The sequence below is a fragment of the Pseudonocardia sp. TRM90224 genome (assembly GCF_021245725.1).
Lineage (GTDB): Bacteria > Actinomycetota > Actinomycetes > Mycobacteriales > Pseudonocardiaceae > Pseudonocardia.
Genome location: NZ_JAJGSX010000003.1, coordinates 183,726 through 203,729, shown reverse-complemented (window position 1 = coordinate 203,729; position 20,004 = coordinate 183,726). Strand labels below are relative to the sequence as shown.

The 20,004-nt window shown below is 68.1% G+C and carries 14 protein-coding genes; 2 read left to right on the top strand and 12 right to left on the bottom strand.

All coding sequences use genetic code 11. From position 1 onward, the window contains the following. Nucleotides 1-149: 149 nt before the first annotated feature. The 9 genes from LL648_RS05145 to rpsF all read right to left on the bottom strand — a co-directional run bounded on the left by LL648_RS05145 (nt 150) and on the right by rpsF (nt 12,786). Nucleotides 150-2,768 carry a TniQ family protein gene (locus LL648_RS05145; protein ID WP_232661237.1) on the bottom strand — a complete coding sequence of 873 codons (2,619 nt, stop codon included), beginning with the start codon at nt 2,766-2,768 and terminating at the stop codon, nt 150-152. Beyond that, a complete protein-coding gene (locus LL648_RS05140) occupies nt 2,765-3,901 on the bottom strand; it encodes an AAA family ATPase (protein ID WP_232661236.1) in 1,137 nt (378 codons plus the stop codon). Before LL648_RS05140 ends, LL648_RS05145 begins: the two co-directional genes overlap by 4 nt. Further along, on the bottom strand, nt 3,898-6,102 hold the full coding sequence (locus tag LL648_RS05135; RefSeq protein WP_232661235.1) for a Mu transposase C-terminal domain-containing protein: 2,205 nt from the start codon (nt 6,100-6,102) through the stop codon (nt 3,898-3,900). The genes LL648_RS05140 and LL648_RS05135 overlap by 4 nt, the downstream gene beginning before the upstream one ends. Beyond that, a complete protein-coding gene (locus LL648_RS05130) occupies nt 6,099-6,827 on the bottom strand; it encodes a TnsA-like heteromeric transposase endonuclease subunit (RefSeq protein ID WP_232661234.1) in 729 nt (242 codons plus the stop codon). Before LL648_RS05130 ends, LL648_RS05135 begins: the two co-directional genes overlap by 4 nt. A 179-nt stretch (nt 6,828-7,006) precedes the next feature. Next, complete coding sequence (locus LL648_RS05125; RefSeq protein ID WP_255684522.1) at nt 7,007-10,624, bottom strand: replicative DNA helicase; 3,618 nt, start codon at nt 10,622-10,624, stop codon at nt 7,007-7,009. A gap of 531 nt (nt 10,625-11,155) precedes the next feature. Beyond that, nucleotides 11,156-11,605: a 50S ribosomal protein L9 gene (rplI, locus tag LL648_RS05120; RefSeq protein WP_232661233.1), complete on the bottom strand. Its 450-nt coding sequence runs from the start codon at nt 11,603-11,605 to the stop codon at nt 11,156-11,158. Nucleotides 11,606-11,619: 14 nt separating this feature from the next. Next, the gene (rpsR, locus tag LL648_RS05115; protein ID WP_232661232.1) at nt 11,620-11,856 is read right to left on the bottom strand and encodes a 30S ribosomal protein S18; all 237 of its coding nucleotides are present in this window, start codon (nt 11,854-11,856) and stop codon (nt 11,620-11,622) included. A 74-nt stretch (nt 11,857-11,930) separates the two neighbouring features. Continuing rightward, nucleotides 11,931-12,455 (bottom strand): single-stranded DNA-binding protein, encoded by a 525-nt coding sequence (locus LL648_RS05110; protein WP_232661231.1) that lies wholly within the window; start codon nt 12,453-12,455, stop codon nt 11,931-11,933. 10 nt (nt 12,456-12,465) lie between these two features. Then, a complete protein-coding gene (gene rpsF / locus LL648_RS05105) occupies nt 12,466-12,786 on the bottom strand; it encodes a 30S ribosomal protein S6 (RefSeq protein ID WP_232661230.1) in 321 nt (106 codons plus the stop codon). Between the two features lie 231 nt (nt 12,787-13,017). Between rpsF and LL648_RS05100 the strand changes: the two genes are divergently transcribed. Further along, nucleotides 13,018-13,803 carry a deoxyribonuclease IV gene (locus LL648_RS05100; protein ID WP_232661229.1) on the top strand — a complete coding sequence of 262 codons (786 nt, stop codon included), beginning with the start codon at nt 13,018-13,020 and terminating at the stop codon, nt 13,801-13,803. A gap of 32 nt (nt 13,804-13,835) precedes the next feature. Beyond that, complete coding sequence (locus LL648_RS05095; protein WP_232661228.1) at nt 13,836-15,230, top strand: glycosyltransferase family 87 protein; 1,395 nt, start codon at nt 13,836-13,838, stop codon at nt 15,228-15,230. Nucleotides 15,231-15,233: 3 nt separating this feature from the next. Here LL648_RS05095 and LL648_RS05090 read toward each other — a convergent pair whose 3' ends face one another. The 3 genes from LL648_RS05090 to LL648_RS05080 are packed head-to-tail and all read right to left on the bottom strand — an operon-like array spanning nt 15,234 to nt 19,892. After that, nucleotides 15,234-15,827: an NUDIX hydrolase gene (locus tag LL648_RS05090; protein ID WP_232661227.1), complete on the bottom strand. Its 594-nt coding sequence runs from the start codon at nt 15,825-15,827 to the stop codon at nt 15,234-15,236. A 22-nt stretch (nt 15,828-15,849) separates the two neighbouring features. Further along, a complete protein-coding gene (locus LL648_RS05085) occupies nt 15,850-17,370 on the bottom strand; it encodes a glycosyltransferase family 87 protein (protein ID WP_232661226.1) in 1,521 nt (506 codons plus the stop codon). Between the two features lie 53 nt (nt 17,371-17,423). Beyond that, on the bottom strand, nt 17,424-19,892 hold the full coding sequence (locus tag LL648_RS05080; RefSeq protein ID WP_232661225.1) for a transglycosylase domain-containing protein: 2,469 nt from the start codon (nt 19,890-19,892) through the stop codon (nt 17,424-17,426). Between the last annotated feature and the right edge of the window lie 112 nt (nt 19,893-20,004).

Genomic DNA, 20,004 nt, shown 5'->3' with positions numbered 1-20,004 from the left:
GCTTCCAGTGCCACGTATGTCGGCTTCGCCGGCATCGGCCGGGTCGCTGAGCTCAGGAGGTAGCCGAAGCTATCTTCGGACGAACCGCTTCCGCACCTTGCTCTTGTTCTCCGCGATGACTTCAGCCCGTACCGGCATGCCGATCCTTGCTAGTTAGGCGGTCCCGGCCGACTGTGTCTGTAGGCGGCGACGACCTTCCTGCCGAGTGGGGTGAGCCTCATCGGTCTGCCTCGTTCGGCGCGTTCGAGGAGCTGGCCACCCAGGGCGTGTTCGAGGCGGTGGATCTGAGTGATGAGCGGAGCCTGCTTGAGGCCCATCGCGGCAGCCGCGGCAGTGATGGTGGGGTAGGCCGACGCCACTGCGAGTCTGCGAAGGCGTTCCCATCCGTGGGCGTCGACGAGTGCCGGACGGAGCAGTGCAGGTGCAGTTGCGGCAGTGGCGATTGCGCGGAGGTTCGTGTGGTGGCTCGGACCGCCGCGGCCGCGTATCGGTATGCCGTGGGTTCGCGCCCAGCGGGCGAGGGTGGATGCGCTCGCGCCCGATTCCCGCGCGAGATCGGGCAGCGTTCTCCGTTCGACAACGTATTGCTCGTAGAGCCAGTGGGGGTCGATACCGAGATTGGGTCGGGCTGCGGGACGCAGCGTGATGTCGTACTCGACGGCGAGCCGAGAGATCGTCTGCCTGCTCACGCCGACCCGTTCGGCGATCTCACGCAGGGAGAGTCGAAGGTTCTGGTAGAGATCGAACAGCTCGTCCCGGTCCAGGCAGGCGCGCGCCGCATTGAGTGCGCTCAACTCCGGCTGTGCTGTTTGAGGTGCCGGTGTCTCGGTCAGGACATGACGGACTGCGTCGATCGTCGTTCCCAGCTGGCCGGCGACATCCTCCAGACTGGTCTCGTTCTGGCGGACCAGATGGTGCAGGGACGCGACGTCGACCCCGCTCGGATCTTTCCCGGGAAGCTCGAGCCTGGACAACAGTGACAGTGGGGGATGCCACGTCACAGGTTCCGCGTGGATGCCTTGGCTGCTCAGGAACCGTTTCGCAGCGGCGTCCAGCCCAGCGGCGAGCTCGGGGGTGAGGAGGCTGCAGAACGCGCCTGCTCGGCCGCGGAAGTCGTTGTCGTCGATCGCGAAGGGTGCTCTGGAAGAGGGCAATCCGCTGATCCGTTCGAACAGCACGCTGCGAGCGACGGCGGCGCGCCGGCTACCTGGGCGGATGCCGGCGGCGTGGCACAGCGGTTCCCACTCTTCGTCGGGGAGAAGTAGGTGGTAGTCCATCGTACGGCGGCGTTCGTAGTTGATGGGGACGTCGCTTGTGTCGAGGTAGTCGGCCAGGCGGACCAGAGCGGTGTAGATCCCATGCCATCTCGGATCGTTCTCGAGCTGCTGCAGGATCCGCGAGACGCCAGGCGCGGATACCTGCGAGTCCAGCTGGCGGACCGACGTTGAGAGGCCGAGCCTGGTGCCGATCAGTTGGATCGCGCACGGCAGCGCTAGCCGGAAGTAGTTGGCGTGACCCGATGGCAGGGCGAGCCGGACGAACCACGCCGACCACAGCAGCGTCGGTGTGCCGCGGGCTCGACGGGTCACGCCGGAGTGATAGACGGGGACCCGCGGTGTCGGGGTCCTGCTGCGATACCGAAGCTGATCGCTCGGCTTGAGCAGCGGGTCGAGCGCCGACAACTGGATCCCGGTCAATGTCGGTGTGGTGCCACTACCCCAGCTGCGGATGGTGGTGGCGCTCACTGCTTGTCCACGCCGGCGATTGCTCTTGACGAGCCAGCGCAAGGCTTCACCAGCTGTTGGGATGTCAGCGGCGCCCAGAACGGAATGGGCGGCTGTGACAGCGACGGCCGCCGTGACTGCCAGGCCGGGCGCCATGAACCCGGGGCGGTCGACCGGGTCGACCGGACGAAGCGCTGTCCTCGACCGGCGTGCGGGAGTTGCGCGGCGCGCCAGGTAGGCCGCGAACAGGTCTGCCGGCACGATCGGCGCGAGCTCATCGTCGGTGGCGTGGGTGAGCATCCGTATCGCCAGCGTGCGTACATCGGACAGAAACGCTGGTGTCGGTGCGGCCTGCTCGCGGTAGACGCCGAAGTCGGCCGTGCCGGCGTCGATCGCCTTCAGCAGATGTTGTTGCGCGATCAACGCAGGATGGTCGGCGGGAATCTGCAGGGTTGAGGCCGTAGTCAGGTCAGCACCGCAGCGCTGCTCGGCCAAACCAGTGTTCCCGGGAATCGGTCCAGCGCAACGGCCCGCATGCGGTGTCACATGTACTGGGTGAGGTGTACGCCGCTGGGCCCGGCCGCATTCTGGGCACGCGTCGGCGAGGAGCCGGCGGTGGGCCGGGCATGCGAACGACCATCCCAGCCGCCAGGTCAGCTGCCATCGACCGCCGGATTCGGCCAAGCAGTCGGGGCAGAATCGAGAGTCGCGCGGCCGTCCCCACAGGTGGTGACGATCCACGAGTCCGGTGGAGGAGTCGATCTGCACGGCGATGTTGTGGTAGCGGACCAAGGTCATCGCCGCGATCCGATCCGGCGAGATCGTCGTTGCAGCGGCGAGACGCTCCCGGTCCCGGCGGTGCAGCCGTGCGGTCCAGCGAGGCGACATCCCAACCCTGTCGTCATCGGGATCGAGAAGGTCAAGCGCGATCAGCAAGTCAGCAAGATGGGTGTTCAATCGGTTTGCCAGCGCCTCCAACCACGAGTCCAGCGCCTCACCGGGGTGGGGCGGCACATGGATCGGAAGGGTTCGGACCTGGCTCATACCGCCTCGCGGCGCGGTTTGGTGGTGATCCGGCGGTTGTTGATCGCCGCAATCAGCTCGGCGCGTCCCTTCTCGGCCGCCTCGTCGCTGCGCACCCCGTCCAGCAGTTCCTCGGAAATGTGTTCGACGCCGGTGCGGACAGCGCGCTGACATCCGCGGTTAATCAATGTCATGAGCGAGCCGATGTGCCCGGTGCTGCGCGCGAACAGATAGTCAGACAGCTCGTCAGCGAGCATGCCGGGGTGCTTGTTAGCGAGCACGATCCGCTGTTCCAGCGCCAACAGCATCTGCCGCCACTCCCGTCGACCCCGCTCGGTGTCGACCGTGAACGGCTCGACGCTCAGCTTCGTCGTCCGCCGTCCAGTCTGGGCCATGACAGCGTCGCCGTAGGACGACCCTTCCGAGAACAGGCCGCGCTGCGCCAACCCGACACCGACGAACAGCATCGTCACGGGGAACTCGTTGGCGATGTACTTGAAGTGGTTGCTGACCTCGACCCCAGACTTGGCCCGCCACCGCAGAAAGTGCAGATCATCGATCACCAGAAGTCGCACCTGACAGGCCAGCACACAGTCCAGAGCACGTCTGGCGAACTCAGCGGCCGTACCCCGTCTGACTCCGGGATGGGCAAAGAACTCCAGCATCGCGCGGTTGAACTCACGCATACCTGTGTTGCCCGTCAACCCGACTCGGCAGACCGGCCACCGCTCGCGCCCTTCACCGGTATGCGACCCCTCGGCCTGCACCTCAAGCTGGTGGAACAGTTTCGCGAACGCGAGCACAGCCGTCGTCTTGCCCAACCCGGGGAACGCGTCGATCGCGATCGAGCCCTTCGCCTTGTCCCCATCCTGGGCATTGCTGTCCACGATGTCCCACAAGTCCTCGTGCAGCGCCGCCAACTGCGGAGTCTTGATCGGTCCGAGGTTCGCGTGCCAGACCCGACGCCGGCGGTCATATTCCGTCCGCGCGCGATCGCCAAGGGCGCCCAGCTGCGTTGGGTCCAGCGCATCGGGCTGGACTCGAGCCGGCGCCTCGACGAACCGCCTCCAGCCCTCCTTCCGGGCGAGTGTGAGGTTGTCCAGCTGGACCGGGACGTTCGGCTCCGCGGCGTCGGGTTCCGGTGTGGTGGTCACACGTCCTCCAGGGCGTCTGCATAGAAGTCGTCAGGGTCGAAATCAGCCTCGTCGTCATCACCCGTCTCGGCGGCTGGCTCCGCTATGGCGCGACCTGGTGTGGTCATGTGCTCATCGATACCGGCAGTGAATCGCCCCGGCGTGTCAGCGACCGATGTGGCGGACGCTGATGTGTCAGCGGCGGACGCGGCAAGCACTTTGGCCACTGATGGAAGCTGGGTGACGTTCGCCTCTGCCGTGTCGCCGGGCTCGGGCCCGATCAGAGCTGAGCGTTCTCGGGACAGCCGCAGTGCCATTCGGCGTTCCGCGCGGGTGTTGCCGAGTCCGACGTTCCAGCGCTCGAGAAGATCGGCGACTGCGATCTTGTCGTCTGGGTAGGTGTACCTCGCGGCGGCTAGCTTGCGCGCGAACCGCAGCGCGTCCTCGCTCAGCGGCATCTGCATCGACGGTGCGTGCTCCCAATGCAAGGTGTGCCACTCGCGAGTTGCGGGGTCGCGGAAGTAGACACGACTGACGTCGTCCGCATCGACGTGGATCGGCCAGCGCCCCTTCTGCTTGCCTGAGTAGGTACTGGCCATGTTCCGGTAGGGGTCCAAGGCCTCACCGTTGTAGCGGCGTCCGCCGTACTCCACCCCGTAGTGCTGGATAGTGCGCCACTCAGCACTCAGGAACTCGTAGGCCAAGTCCGGGTCACGGGGGACCTCGATGTACCCCGCGCGGGCGATGCCATGCTCAAACATCGCCGCCGGCGACATTTGCAGGCCTGGCAGGCCAGGGTCAACCAGGCCGTCGTGCTGGCGACGGTGATACACGATCGCCACCCACTCGCGGATGATCGCTTCCAACTCATCGAGGAAGAAGAACGCGTCGTTTTCGGGGTTCTCGCCACGGGAGTAGATATCTGGGCCCTTGTAGCCGGGCAGGGCCTGCAGCAGGTCCTCGCGCAGCGTTCGGAAGAACCGCTCCACTGGGCCCTTGTCACGCCCCGTCCGTAGTCTGGCCGGCTGGATCGAGATACCCATTCGAGCACAAACACTCGTCAGATGCTCCGAAACGTACACTTTCCCGTGGTCGACGATCAGCGTCTCTGGTACCAGCGCCGGAGACGCCAGCCCTGGGCCATCGACTGCGTCCACGTCGACCAATACTGAGCGCGGAATGCCGTGCTCTGGCCATACCGCATGCCGTGGCCAGCCCTGACCTGCGGGGCGGGGCCGAAACGACTCGTACAACACTGCCGCCACGTCCACCGACTTCGTCGACACTGGAGTCAGCCTGATCCCGGTGATGCAGCGCGTATACCAATCCATGCTGACACTCAGTTCGGCCTGTACCCAGCGCAGCGTCAACGGATCGAACGCGAACACATCGAGCCTGGTGGAGTCCATCAGCAAATACTCGCCAGGCCGTGTGGGTCGCAGCTTGCCGTAAACGCCGTCTGGGCGTTCCGCGATGTCCCGGTTGCGTTTCGTGCTCAACCGGAACAGCGGGTGGCGCCGCTCTAGCTCCGACAACACACGAAATGCGGAAGCTCGGCTCGGCGCCGCCACGACGTCGCGGCCGAATCGGGCAACCACGCGGGCATTGGTCCGCTCGATCACCATCGTGCGCGACGGCTTGGACTCCCCAGTGTGCTCAACCATCACCTCCAACGCTGTCTCGACCCACCGCTCGTCGGCCCCGCCAGGTGACCGTCGCGTCGATCCTCTCTTCGTCGCCAGACCTGCTTCTCCGTTCGCGCGGAACTCAGCGACCCACCTCTTCACTGTTCGCAGGCCCGCCTCCAACTCGGCCGCCTTCGCCGCATATCGGCTCTCCAGGGGCGTTCCCGGCGAGTACTCAGGGCGAGGCTCGTCATCGCGAGCCCGTGCAGAGGTACCCGACCGAAATCCGGTCAGAATCTCTCGAACATGTTCTGCACGCTCAAGAACCTTGAGCTTCTCCCGTGCATCAAGTTGACCCAGCACGACTGACGCGACGTCCTCGTCGTCATCACCAGAAGGGCCTGGCTCATCCGGGATGATGGCGGCACGATCGCTGAGCAGAAGTTCCTTCAACGACAGGCGCAACAGTTGGCCGCGCCCGTCCTTCAAAACCACTTCATTGCCGGCAGGGCTCACGGCCATCTCGACGACCTCGGCCGTCTCCCCGTCGTAGCTGAAGCGCGTGCCCACCTTGACGCGGACCGCGGCCCTGCTCATGTCTCGTTCGCCACCCTGCTCAATACAGACGATGGACTCAGTGGACGACTTAGATCCACGGTAAGTTCCCGCTTCCATAGTAGGTGGAGAACCGCGGCGCGCAGAATCTGCTCTGGATAATCTCGGATATGAGCAACCGCGTGACCCAGCGATACTCCATCCAGATTGCCAGATCGAACTCTCTCCACAACCTCTGTACTGAACAGCCAATCCCTACGATAGCCAGCGAGGAATCGGATGTTTTCAAGCTCGCTCACGGGAGGTTCAGTCCAGACCTCATATCTCCAACCACGCGACAGAACAACCCGCCGGGTCCAGTCGAAAGTGAACGCGACCTCAGGCCTCGAAACACGGTGGTACGGCTTGACATCTACGACCACTGGTCCATTGTCGCTGATCAGCAGGTAGTCAGGGACGTGCTTGCGGATCTCGCCGTGTACTTTCGCCTTGAGCAGGAAAGGTTGAGCCAGGACGTGGCGGACGGCAGGGTCGAAGTCCGCGTAGAGCAACCTTGCTAGCTCCAGGCGTGATTCGTAGATCACGTGACGGCGCACCGTGGATGCCCAGTATGTTCCGGAGTAGTGCTTCTGGCCACGGAGCCACCGGAACGTACGCCACGGCTCTGCCGAGGCCAACAGGTCCGTCGATACCTCGTCCCAGGCCTGACCCTCAACTACGTTGCCGTCTGGAAGGCGGACACTCACCGCCGCCGCCACACCGCCCACTGCGCACCCCCTGTACGTCCAGGGCAACTCGCGCAGCCAAGGGTGGACCTCATGCCTCGAGGGCGGATCGCGACACGCCGAGCGAGCCAACAGCAATCTCAGAGACTTGGCACATGTGCCATCTAGATGCCAAGATCACTGAGAATATGCCACCGATCCTGAGACCCTACATGGTCCCGTCAGCCGTGCGCCAGGTCGGCGAAACGGCTGTAGTGCAGCTGGTGCGCGACGGTGATCGTGCTGGTGGGGCCGTTACGGTGCTTGGCGAGGATCAGGTCGGCCTCGCCGGCGCGGGGGTCGTCGCGCTCGAAGGCGTCGGGGCGGTGCAGCAGGATGACCATATCCGCATCCTGCTCGATGCTGTTGTGGGCCACGATGCCGTTGGCGACGAAGTTGTGGGTCGCCGGCACGGTGGCGTCGTAGACGGCCTGCTCCCCGAGCTCCGTGATCTCCACGATCTCGTCCCAGAACACGTCGTTCGTCGCCAGCATCTCGAGGTCGGCGTCTTCGAGCACCGCCGCGGCCCTGGCCAGCCGGGAGCGGCTCGGCGAGTGCTTCCACATGGTCGACCCGCAGAACCGTGATCCCATCGCGGCGGCGAACCCGCGGTGGGTCATCTCCCGTTCCGCGAGCAGCGTGCGCACCTGGCCCCACACGGCACGGGGCACGGTGTCGAGGTTCGTGTTGCTGGCGATGTCACGCAACCGCTCACCGACGGTGTCGGCGAGCGAACCCCTGGCGCCATGCACACCGATGGTCTGGACAAACAGCCGCTGGTGCTCGGATCCGGTGATGTGCAGGTGCCAGCTATCGCGATAGCCGGCCTTGCGGATGCGCTTGAGGCGGCTGAGCACGCCGAACCGGAGAAGGAGCCGCGAGACGTCGTCGACGAGCCTGCGGCTTGTCGACGAGTAGTAGACGCGGCCAAGACCGGCCTTCTCGTCCCAGCTCACCGAACCGTCGGTCGCCCACAGGTGGCGCAGGAACAGCGCAACCTGCTCGTCCGGCAACGTGAACACCGGGGCCGGCACGAACTTCTCGTGACTGCGGAGACCGAACAGTCCGAACTCGTCGAGCCACGCCGCGATCGGGTTCCGCTTGCCGTGCGTCAGATGGAACGGCGCCGGCAACCGGAGCGTCGTGCACCGGGCGGCCGGGTACTCGTCGCGGACGGCCTCGACACCGAACGACCGCGCCGCGGAGGCGACAGCGAGCAGGTTCGCCTCGTCGGTGCTCGCGTAGCGCAACGGCTGCCGCCTGACGAAGGACCCGTCGCCGATGAGGTGCGCCAGCAGAACAACCTGCTCCTCCGGCATCGGGACCGGTGTGACCGGAGCCGGCACCCGACGTGGAGTTGCGAGCTTGTCGCCAACGGCAAGATCCCCGAGCTGGCACCACCCGTCGAAGGTCATGAACCGGTGGCTGGCGGTGGCCTCGACCTCCCGGCCCGACGCCAACCGCAGGCGGAAGACATCCTTCACCCCGCTGGGGAAGACCGCTGACATCGTGCGGGCTACCATCCGCATCCGCTCGTCGAGCGACCACAGCAGCACGTTACGTTCGCCGGACGCGAGCAGATCGCCGAAGGCGACCTCGGCGCCGGTGTCGGCGCGCAGCAGCCGCGTGCCGGCCGTGAGGCACCCCGACTCACGCAGGTCGGACAGCATCGGGCGCTTGTCGGTGCGCTGCTCGGGGCCACGGTTCAGCTGGCTGATCGCCACCACCGGGACCTCGATCTCCTTGGCGAGCAGCTTGATCTGCCGGGAGAACTCCGAGACCTCCTGCTGGCGCGACTCGACCTTGCGGCCCGACGACATCAGCTGCAGGTAGTCGAGGATCACGAGCTTGAGGTCGTTACGCTGCTTGAGCCGCCGCGCCTTCGCCCGGATCTCCATCAGCGTGAGGTTGGGGGAGTCGTCGATGAACAGCGGCGCCTCGCTGATCTCGCTCATCCGCCGGGCCATGCGCGTCCAGTCGTCGTCGCTCATCCGGCCGGCGCGCATGTCGGCGAGCCGGATCCGCGCCTCCGCCGAGAGCAGACGCATGACGATCTCGGACTTGCTCATTTCCAGCGAGAACACCGCGCTGGTCAGACCGTGCTTCACCGAGCACGAGCGGGCGAAGTCGAGGCCGAGCGTCGAGTTGTGGGTGGGGATCATCGAGCGGCCGGCCAGGTACAGGTGCTCGGCGTTGTCGACCTCGACGCACCGCACCGGGACGGTGGGCACCGACCGGACCTCGACGATGCGGCGCAGGTGCTCGACCGGGCCGCCCGCCGAACGCTTCCGGTGCCGATCGCGTTGCCAGCCGACCCGGAAGATGTTCTCGTCGGCGGTGATGGACAGCTTGTTCGCGCTCGGGGTCGAGCACGGGTAGCCGAGGCTGACGACCAGCTCCAGCACGTCGTCGAGGTACGCCTGCTCCGGGGCGAAGAACTCCACGTCGCCGGTTGCGGTCACCTTGCCGCGGGTGTCCATCAGCCCGGCCAGCAGCGCTCGGCGCTGCGGTTCCGAGCCGCGCAGGTAGACGGCGGGCAGGTGCTTGCGGTCGAGCACGCCGATCGACTTCAGCAACGCATCGACGCTGGTGGCGCCCTCCCCGGGTGGGGCGAAGCCCCACCGCCGGTTCGGGAGCTCCATCACGTGGTGCCCCTCGGCAGCCATGTGGTCGGCCCCTGCCGCGGACATCATCTGGAAGGACATCGAGTCGACGTCGCCGTCGCCGAGCCAGTACCCCAGCGTGTAGGGGCCGAGCGGCAGGTCCTGATCGGGCAGCTGCAGCGCGGCGGTCATCCGCACGGCGTGCTCGGCCTGGTCGGCGCCGTCGGCCGCGAGCTCGCGGGTGGTCCGGACGACCCCGTCCGAGGTGAGCCACTGGTGCTCCGCGTCGGCGACCAGGACTGCGCCGTCGGAGAAGGTGATCTCGAAGCACGGCCGCTCGAGCAGCACGTCGGTCGCGGCGACGACCCTGGTCGGGCGCCCGGCGGCGTCGAGGAGCAGGGCGCCGACCTCGACCTCGCCCATGGTGGTCCACCCCTCGGGGGTGGGCAGCGGGGTGTCGAGCGCGAGCGCCTTGCCGAGACCCGGACGGGCCGCGACCACGATCATCTGGCCCGCGTGGAGGCCGTTGGTGGCGGCGTCGAGGTCGGCGAACCCGGTGGGCACGCCGAGCGCGACACCGCCGCGGGAGGCGATGGCGTCGATCTCGTCCATCGTGGGCTGCAGCAACTCTTCGAGCGCGACGTAGTCCTCGCTCGTCGAACGCTCGGTGACGTCGTAGATCGCCGCCTGCGCGCGGTCGACGACGTCGCTGACCTCGGCGCCGTCGGCGCCGTGGTAGCCCAGCTGCACGATGCGTGTGCCGGCTTCGACCAGCCTGCGCAGGATCGCCTTCTCCGCCACGATCTCGGCGTAGTAGGCGGCGTTCGCCGCCGTCGGCACCGTGGCGATCAACGTGTGCAGGTAGGGCGCGCCACCGAGCCGGATCAGCTCGCCGCGGCGCTGCAGCTCCGCCGAGACGGTGACGGCGTCGGCCGGCTCGCCACGGCCGTAAAGATCGAGGATGCAGTCGTAGACCGTCTGGTGGGCCGGCCGGTAGAAGTCGTCGGGCTGCAGCACCTCGACGACGTCGGCGATGGCGTCCTTGCTCAGCAGCATGCCGCCGAGCACGGACTGCTCGGCGGTGAGGTCCTGCGGCGGCTGCCGGTCGAACGCTCCGTTGCCCGCCGGTTCCTGACCCTCGCCGCTCGGCCGGACGGACCGGGGCTTCGAGATAGGACGATCATCAGCCAGTGCCATACGCAGCGTCACCCCCAACACGCAGTATATCGAACAAAAGTTCGATGTGGTCCAGCCAGGTGGGAGTGACGTTCCGATGAACAGAAGACGTGGCGACTGCCGGGCTTCGACATCCCGCCAGGCACGGTAAGGGGCGCGGAGCGGGAAGTCGAACCGCCCTGTGCGCGGTGCTGGGGACGACCTGTGGACGGATCGGCTCCCGCCCAGGAAAGCCGGAGGGGCGACCTGTGGACGGAGTGGGGACAACTATCGATCCGCGGTCGAATCCGCTGGTCACGACATTGAGGATAGCTGTGGACAACTTCTCTTCCGCGACACGCCGCGAACCGGTTTTCGGCGTGTCGCGGCGGTGCTCGAAAGCGTCCGTCCGGCGCACCCGAGCAGTCGTTCGGCGACGGCCGCGTCACCTGTGCGTGGCGCGCTGGACGATCACCGTGAGCATCCTCCGCCGAGCGACACGAAAGTGAACGGGGCGGGACGGAGGCGGTGTGCCTCGGTCCCGCCCCGATCACGGTGCGTGACGAATGCCGATCAGCTCGCGACGACCTCGACCGACAGCTCCGCGGTGACCTCCGGGTGCAACCGGACGGTCACGGGGTGCGTGCCGACGGACTTGATCTGGCCGCTGATCTCGACGGCCCGCTTGTCGAGCGGGGGGCCGCCGGCCGCGCGGACGGCGTCGACGACGTCGGCCGCGGTGACCGAGCCGAAGAGACGGCCGCTGTCGCCCGCCGCCTTCGACTTGATCTTCACCGACAGCGAGCCGAGCTCGCCGGCGACCTCCTTGGCGTGGCCGAGGTCGCGGATCTGACGGGCGCGCTGCGCGCGCTGGATGGCAGCAACCTGCTTCTCGGCACCGCGCGTGGCGACGATGGCCAGCTTGCGGGGCAGCAGCAGGTTGCGGCCGTAGCCGTCCTTGACCTCGACGATGTCGCCGGGCGCACCCAGGTTCGGGACGTCGGCGGTGAGGATGAGCTTCATGTGACTACTCCTCCTCAGCGAGCGGTCGAGGTGTAGGGCAGCAGTGCGACCTCGCGGGAGTTCTTGACCGCGACCGCGACGTCACGCTGGTGCTGACGGCAGTTGCCGGTGACCCGGCGGGCACGGATCTTGCCGCGGTCGGAGATGAACTTCCGCAGCAGGCCGGTGTCCTTGTAGTCGATGTACTGGGCCTTGTCCTTGCAGAACGCGCACACCTTCTTCTTCGGCTTGCGCAGGACGGGCTTGGCCATTGGAGGTACTCCTGGTTGTTGCTCGATGTCCGCCGAGAAGGCGGAAGTGGTCTCAGGTGCTCAGAGCTGGGCGACTAGAACGGGGGCTCGTCGTCGGCCATGGAGCCGCTGCCGGCCGGGGGCGCGGAGCCCCACGGGTCGTCGGCAGGCGGGCCGCCGTAGCCGCCGCCACCGCCGCCGCCACCTCCGGCACCACCACCGCCGCCGCCACCGAAGCCGCCGCCACCACTGCCACGGCTGACCTTGTTGACCTTCGCGGTGGCGTAGCGGAGCGAGGGGCCGACCTCGTCGACCTCGAGCTCGACGACCGTGCGCTTCTCGCCCTCACGGGTCTCGAAGGAGCGCTGGCGCAGCCGGCCCGACACCATGACCCGCATGCCGCGGGTGAGGGTCTCGGCGACGTTCTCCGCTGCCTGGCGCCACACGTTGCACCGCATGAACAGCGCGTCGCCGTCCTTCCACTCGCCGCTCTGGCGGTCGAAGGTGCGCGGCGTGGCAGCCACGGTGAAGTTGGCGACCGCCGCACCGGACGGGGTGAACCGCAGCTCGGGGTCGGCGGTGAGGTTGCCGACCACGGTGATCACAGTCTCGCCTGCCATGGCAGCCGCCTCAGCTCGCGACGGCTGCGGGCGCTGCGGCCCGCTTCGGCTCGCGGCGCAGGACCTTGGTGCGCAGCACGGACTCGTTGAGCCCGAGCTGGCGGTCGAGCTCGGCGACCGTGGCCGGCTCACAGGTGACCTCGAGCACCGAGTAGATGCCCTCGGCGTGCTTGTTGATCTCGTAGGCGAGGCGGCGCTTGCCCCACACCTCGATCTTCTCGACGGTGCCTCCGTCGTTCTTGACGACGTTGAGGAAGGTCTCCAGCGACGGCGTGACGGTGCGCTCGTCGAGGCTGGGGTCGAGAATGACCATGAGCTCGTAGTGACGCATGAGAACCACTCACCTCCTATGGACTAGAAACGGCCGCGGTCGATCCGCGACAGGAGGTTCTCACCGCACCCCGACAGAAACGTGCCGCCCGGCAAACGGGCGGCGGCCTCGGCAGCCCAGGTGGGTGCCAGTCGGTGGTGCGGCCTACAGGTTACCAGCGGTGATGTTCCGGGTTGACGGCGGCCGGACGGGGCGGCGGCACTGTCGGGGCTCTTCACTACTCTGGCCGACATGCTCATCGGGGCCCATGTGTACGAGGACGACCCCATCGCCGCGGCTGCCGAGCGCGGCGCGGCGATCGTGCAGATGTTCCTCTCGGATCCACAGGGCTGGAAGAAGCCGCCCTCGCACCCGCAGGCGGAGCAGCTGCGCGAGTCCGACCTCGCGGTAGTCGTGCACTCGCCCTACGTCGTGAACCTCGCGTCGCTGAACAACCGCATCCGGATCCCGTCCCGCAAGATCGTCGTGCAGCACGCCGAGGCGGCCGCCGAGGTCGGTGCCATCGGCTTGGTCGTGCACGGCGGCCACGTCACCGCGGGTGAGGACCCGGCCAAGGGCTTCGACAACTGGCGCAAGTTCGTCGAGCGGCAGAGCGGCGAGGGCGGGTTCGCCGTCCCCGTCTTCATCGAGAACACCGCTGGCGGCGAGAACGCGATGGCGCGCAAGTTCGACGCGCTCGCACGGCTGTGGGACGCCGTCGGCGAGTTCGGGCTGGGCTTCTGCCTCGACACCTGCCACGCCTTCGCGGCCGGCGAGGACCTCGTCGACGTCGTCGAACGGGCCAAGGCGATCACCGGCCGGATCGACCTGGTGCACCTCAACAACTCGCGCGACGAGTTCGGTTCGGCACGGGATCGGCACGCCAACATCGGCGATGGCACCATTCCTCCCGAGATGCTTGCCGCAGTGTGTGCCGCCGCAGGGGCGCCCGTCGTCGTGGAGACGCCCGTCGAGGGGCAGTCCGCCGACATCGAGTACCTCCGCGCGCAGGTCGCTTCCGGCCAGGCGCCGCCGTGACCAGTGTCGATGTCGAGGAAGGACACGCGCCTGTGGCCGAGCCCGCGCCGGCGCCCAGGCGCGGGGCCAGAACGGCTCGGCTGCTGCTCGCGGTCGTCGTCCTGCTCACCGGCCTGACGCTGCTGGCCGGCTACGCCAACAAGGTGCGCTGCGTCGGGCCCGAGTTCGACGAGCTGGGCCGCAGCCTCCCCGCGCGCAGCGACCCGATCTGGCAGTACGCCAACACGAATCCGGGCAGCCTCCGCCCCGAGCGCGACGTCTGCTACTCGGACATCCAGTACCTCTGGGTCGGCCGGGACATCGACAAGCACGTCTTCCCCTACGTCAACGGGTCCATCGAGCCCAACGGCGCGCTGCGCGGCGGCACCGTCGAGTACCCGGTGCTCACCGGGCTGCTCATCTGGGCGGGCGCGATCTTCGCGACGAACGACGCCGGCTTCCTGTTCTGGTCGGCGCTGCTGATGGCGCCGTTCGGGCTGGCGACGGGCTGGATGCTGGGCAAGCTCACGCGCTGGCGGGCGCTCGTGTGGGCGCTCGGCCCGCCCGTCGTCCTCTACGCCTTCCACAACTGGGACCTCCCGGTGGTGGCGTGCGCCGTCGGGGCCGTCTACGTGATGCACGGCTGGCGGTCGCGCCTCTCGGTCGCCCAGCGCGGCGTCATCGCGGGGGTGCTGCTCGGCCTCGGGTTCGCGTTCAAGCTCTACCCGGGCGCGTTCGTGCTGCCGCTCGCGCTGTATGTGCTGGTCATGTCCCGGCCGGGGCGGCTCGACTGGCGCGGCGCCGTGCAGGCACCGATCGCCGCGGCGCTGACGGTGGCGCTGGTCAACATCCCCTTCGCGCTCGTCGGCTACACCGGCTGGCGGGCGTCCTTCGCCTTCCAGCAGCTGCGCAAGGTCGACATCACCACCAACTCGATCTGGTACTGGGGTTTCCGGCCCGAGTCGAAGCCGGAGAACGTCGATTTCCAGGAGCTGATGGACTGGCTCTCGCCCACGCTGGTGCTGCTGTCGTTCGCCGTGGCGGCAGCGGTGGGGCTCTGGCGGTGGCGCCGCGACGGGGTCTACCCCTGGGTCGGGGTGAGCGGCGCGATGCTGTGCGGCTTCATGCTGCTGCACAAGGTCCACTCCCCGCAGTACACGCTCTGGCTGCTGCCGTTCTTCGCGCTGCTGGCGGTGCCGTGGCGGTGGGTGATCCTCTACCTGATCGCCGACCTGTGCATGGGCATCGGCATCTTCCGCTGGTACTACACGATCCACATCGGCAAGGACTTCGGCATCGACGAGGGGTTCGCGGCGCAGGCCGTCGCGCTCGGCGTCTGGGGCCGCGCCGTGCTGCTCGTGGCGCTGTTCGTGGTGTTCCTGACGTTGCCCGACAAGCTCGCCGCCAGACGCCAGGCCGACCTGCTGCCGGCCCGCACGTCGGCCTAGCGCCTAGCGCCAGGCGAACACCGGCTGCTCGAGGTGCGCAACACGCGTCGCGCGGCCGTGCAGCACGACCTCGCAGAACTGGTAGAGCACCGCGGCGGTCGGGGCGTGCAAGTAGCGGCCGAAGAGCGGCACCTGGATCACCGGCGAATCGGACTCCGGGATCGTGATGAACCGCGGCTCGACGTCGATCAGCTCCAGCGGCACCCGGTAGACCTCGCCGACCTCGGCGGGGTTCGGGACGATCTCGGGGACGGTGCCGGCCCAGACGACCACCGGGGTGATGACGTACCCGGAGCGGGTCGGGTAGTCGTCGAGCATGCCCAACTCCGCGTCGGAGCCGAGGTGCAGTCCGAGCTCCTCGGCGAGCTCCCGGCGGGCCGCGTCGCCCGCCTGCTCACCGGGCTCCGCACGGCCGCCGGGCAGCGCCCACTGTCCCGCGTGGCCGCGCAGCCCAGCAGCGCGCCTGGTGAGCAGGAACGCCGGCCCACTCGGCTCGTCGAGGAGCGTGATGGCGACGGCAGCACGTTTCAGGTCGGGACGGTCGGCCGGGCGGCGTTCGAACCGCCGCACCGCCGCAAGGACCTGATCGGCATCCACGGATCCGATACTGCCTCACGCGTCAGCGGGCCCGCGATGTATCCAGTTCGGCCCTGGGGGTTGGAGACGGTGTGACGGCTGCGGGGACGGGCGCCGGCGCCGGGTCCGGGACGGGTGGCGGCGGCCAGTCGGGGTCGTCCTCGTCGAGCCCGACGGCGGTGCGCACCGGGTCCTCCTCGGGCCTCAGCACCGAGCGGACGACGAGGACGCAGAGCATCACGACCATCGCGTCACGCAGCAGGACCGCGCCGAAGAAGTAGCCCTCCGGCACGCCCTTGTGCGCGGTGCCGAGGAAGTAGAACATGCGTGGCACCCACACCAGCGCATCGACGAGCATCCACGCCAGCAGCAGTCGCCACCGGGGGAGCGCGAGCACGGCGAGCGGGACGAGCCACAGCGAGTACTGCGGGCTCCACACCTTGTTGACCAGCAGGAACGCCGCCACCACCAGGAAAGCGAGCGACGCGATCCGCGGTGTTCGTGGGGCCCGCAACGCCAGCACGGCGATGGCGATGCAGCAGACGATGAACAGCGCCGCGGTCACGGCGTTGAGGACCGAGGGCGCCTGCCAGTCGGCGAGCTCACCGTCGAAACCCGGCCAGCCGGACAGGTGGGAGACGATGAAGTACAGCGAGTCGGGGTCGGCATGTCGCGTCTGGTTGAGCCGGAAGAACTCCCACCAGCCGACCGGGTAGAGGATCGCGATCGGCGCGTTGATGGCCGCCCAGACGACTACGGTGCTGACGATCGTGCGCACGGATTGACCCAGCTCACGTCGTCGCAACCCCACCAGAAGGACGGGCAGCAGCAACAGCAGCGGGTAGAACTTGAACGCACCGCCGATCCCGAGCAGCACCCCGGCCAGCACCGGCCGGCGTCTGGCCAACGCCAGCAGGCCCATGGTCGCGAAGGCGACGGCAGGGGTGTCCCAGTTCGTGAAGGCATGCACGATCACGAGCGGCGAGATCGCGACGAGCGCGGCGTCCCACGGCCGCGTGCGGCGCATCGCGCGCACCGCCCACACCACGGCGAGCCACGCGAACGCGAGCCAGATCGCGGTGATGTTGAAGTACATGACGACGGTGAGCGCTGTCGGCATCAACGGGACCGTCTGCGCGAGCTCGGTCCAGCCGTCGGCAAGCCGTCCGTTGACGTACTGGAAGAAGCCGGTGAGGACGGGGTACTCGACGTACCGCACCTTCTCGTCCGGCTTGCCCTCGTTCTCGATCCACGGGTCGCGGTAAGGGACGCTGCCGACGTTCGTGCCTTCGAGCCCCCACAGCGGGATCGTGTCCGAGTAGCACATCGCCACGTATTGGCGGTCGGCGCTCCAGTCGAGCTCGATCGACCCGCTCTCGGTCGTGTACTGCTGCAGGCAGGGCGCTTTGCCCAGCCAGCCGAGCGCCAGCGTGACCACCGCGAGCAGCAGCACGGCGCGCAGCGGCGTCCAGAACAGGCTCCGGCCGACGAGTGCGTGGCGCCCGAGCGGTCCGCCGATCAGTCGGCTCGCCGACGCAGCAAGAGGCTCAGTCCACGTCGGCACGACGCGCACTGCTGCTGGTACCTGCGAAACGGCCCCCCGACCGGCTCCGGGCTTCACCCCGTCGGAACGGCCGCCGGGCCGGATTGGGTACTGGGCGGTGGTGGGTTGGGTGCGCGGCGAGCGGCCGGGTTGGGGTTGCTGGTGCTCGCCAGCGTCGCCGCGCCGGAGGTCGGCGCCGCGGCGCCGACCGTCGACGGGGTGCGGTTCTCGCTGCGGAAGGTGGCGCCGCCGTCGTTGCCGTTGTTGTCGCCACCGTTGTCGCCGCCACCACGGCCGTTGTCGCCGCGGCCGTTGTCACCACCACGGCCGTTGTCACCACCGCCGTCACCATCGCCATCGCCGTCGTCACCGTCGCCGTCCCCGTAGTCGTCGGAGTACGGCTGCGGGCCGAGCGGGACGAAGGTGGTGAAGTCCTCCTGGGGCTGGCCGCGGAGCACGGAGCTCATGAACTGCTGCCAGATCGGGCCCGGCAAGGTGCGGCCGTAGACCGGCTGGCCTTCCTTCGTCCTGATGGAATCGCTCTTGTCGGTGCCGACCCAGACCGCGGTGGACACCTGCGGGGTGTAGCCCACCATCCAGGCGTCCTTGTTCTCGTTGAGCCCGCTGCCCTGCACCGTGCCGGTCTTGGAGGCGACGGGCCGGCCGTCCCCGAGGTCGATCCGCGAGTAGGAGGCGACGTTCTTCATCGACTCGGTGACGTTGCGGGCGACGTCGGCGGGGATCACCCGCTCGCCTTGCGGCTGCTTCTTCTCCATCAGCACGCGGCCGTCCGCGGCCTCCACCTTCGACACGATGTAGGGCGGGAACCGCTCGCCGTTGTTGGCGAAGGTCGCGTAAGCCGACGCCATGTCGACGACGCGGACCTCCTTGTCGCCGAGCGCGATACCCGCGTTCGGCGCCTCTGTGAGCAGGTCCTCACCGATGCCGGCCTTGTGTGCGATGTCCACGACGTTGGCCGGGCCGATGTCGATGGCCATCTGGTAGAAGACCGTGTTGACCGACTGGGTCATCGCGGTCAGCACATCGCACTGCTCGCCGCAGTCGGACGAGTCGCCGGAGTTGTTCACCGGCTTGGTGCGGCCGGGGAACATCTGCCCCGACATCCCGTTGAACGTCGATCCGAGCCCGATGCCCTTGGGGCTCTCCAGCGCCGCGGCGAACACGAACGGCTTGAACGACGACCCCGGCTGCCGCTTGGCGGTCGCGTAGTTGAGCCCGAGGCCGTTCTCACCGCCGTAGTACGCCAATATCGCGCCGTTGCGCGGGTCGACCGACACCAGGGCCTCGCGCAGGTTCTCCGGCTGGCCCTTCATCACCTTCTCGACCGCGGCGACCGCAGCCTTCTGCGCGGCCGGGTCGATCGTCGTGGTGATCTTCAGGCCCTGGGTGTTGAGCTCGGCGTCGGTGATACCGGCCTTCTCCAGCTCGGCCTTCGCCGCGCTGTAGATGTGGTACGAGCTGTCCTCCGGCACACCCCCACCGGACGGCGCCTTCTCCAGGTACGCCGGGAACTGCTGCTGCGCGCGCTCGGTCGGCGTCAGCCACTTCGAGTCGACCATCCAGTTGAGCACCTGGTTCCAGCGCCGCTGGGAGTCGGGAAGGCTCTTCACGGGGTCCCACCGCGACGGCGACTGGATGGTGCCCGCGAGCATCGCGCCTTCGGAGATCGTGAGCTGGTCGACGTCCTTGCCGAAGTACGCCTGCGCGGCGGCCTGGATGCCGTTTGCGCCCCGCCCGAGGTAGATCGTGTTGAGGTAGCTCTCGAGGATCTTGTCCTTGGTGTACTCACGGGAGATCTTCACCGCGAGCACGACCTCCTTGTACTTGCGCCACAAGGAGCTGTCGTCCTGGCCCGTCGAGACCTTGATGTACTGCTGGGTGATCGTCGAACCGCCACCCTGGCCGCCGGTGAGCTGGTTGTAGACCGCGCGCATGATGCCGGTGATGTCGAAGCCGGGGTTCGAGTAGAACGAGTTGTCCTCGGCCGCGAGCACGGCCCGCCGGACGTGCTCGGGGATCCGATCGATCGGCACGCTCACGCGGTTGACCTTGTTGCCCTCGGCGTCGACGCCACGGACGGTCGCGAACGTGGAGCCGTCGGAGTAGTTGAAGGTGGCGACCTGGGTGAGCGCCGCCTCCTCCGGCGTGGGGACCTTGAAGATGAACCACCCGATGAAGAACGCCACGATCGGCGCCAGCAGGAAGAAGGCGAGCGCGATCAACAGCCAGCGCCGGATCCGCCGGCCACGGGTCATGGGCTTCTTGCCACGCGCGGCGCGGGTGTCGCCCGGCGCGCTCGGCCGCTCCTGCAGCGCGACGCTCGAGCGGGCCTGCTCCCGCGCCATCGCGGCCGCCGCCATCTCGTCGTGGGTGAGCAGTGGCATCTCCGACGACTGGTACGGGCTGTCGGAGTGGCGGACGTCGGGGTGCTGCGGGTGCTGCTGGTCGGGGTGCGGGGGACGGCGACGCTGCGGCGGCACCTGTCCCTGCCGGCCGTCGGGTGCGGGGCGCTGGGGAGGCACCGGACGTCCTGATCGCACTGGGGGCCGCTGCGGCGGGCCAGGGGGCCGCCGGGGTCCGCGGGCCGGGGGGCCGGCCGCGTCGAACCGCGGATCTCGCGGATCACTCACCGCT

Coding starts and splice junctions, on each gene's coding strand:
- LL648_RS05145 (WP_232661237.1), bottom strand. CDS start 2,768: ATGAGCCAGGTCCGAACCCTTCCGATCCATGTGCCGCCCCACCCCGGT.
- rpsR (WP_232661232.1), bottom strand. CDS start 11,856: ATGGCCAAGCCCGTCCTGCGCAAGCCGAAGAAGAAGGTGTGCGCGTTC.
- LL648_RS05125 (WP_255684522.1), bottom strand. CDS start 10,624: ATGGCACTGGCTGATGATCGTCCTATCTCGAAGCCCCGGTCCGTCCGG.
- LL648_RS05110 (WP_232661231.1), bottom strand. CDS start 12,455: ATGGCAGGCGAGACTGTGATCACCGTGGTCGGCAACCTCACCGCCGAC.
- LL648_RS05135 (WP_232661235.1), bottom strand. CDS start 6,102: ATGAGCAGGGCCGCGGTCCGCGTCAAGGTGGGCACGCGCTTCAGCTAC.
- rpsF (WP_232661230.1), bottom strand. CDS start 12,786: ATGCGTCACTACGAGCTCATGGTCATTCTCGACCCCAGCCTCGACGAG.
- LL648_RS05100 (WP_232661229.1), top strand. CDS start 13,018: ATGCTCATCGGGGCCCATGTGTACGAGGACGACCCCATCGCCGCGGCT.
- rplI (WP_232661233.1), bottom strand. CDS start 11,605: ATGAAGCTCATCCTCACCGCCGACGTCCCGAACCTGGGTGCGCCCGGC.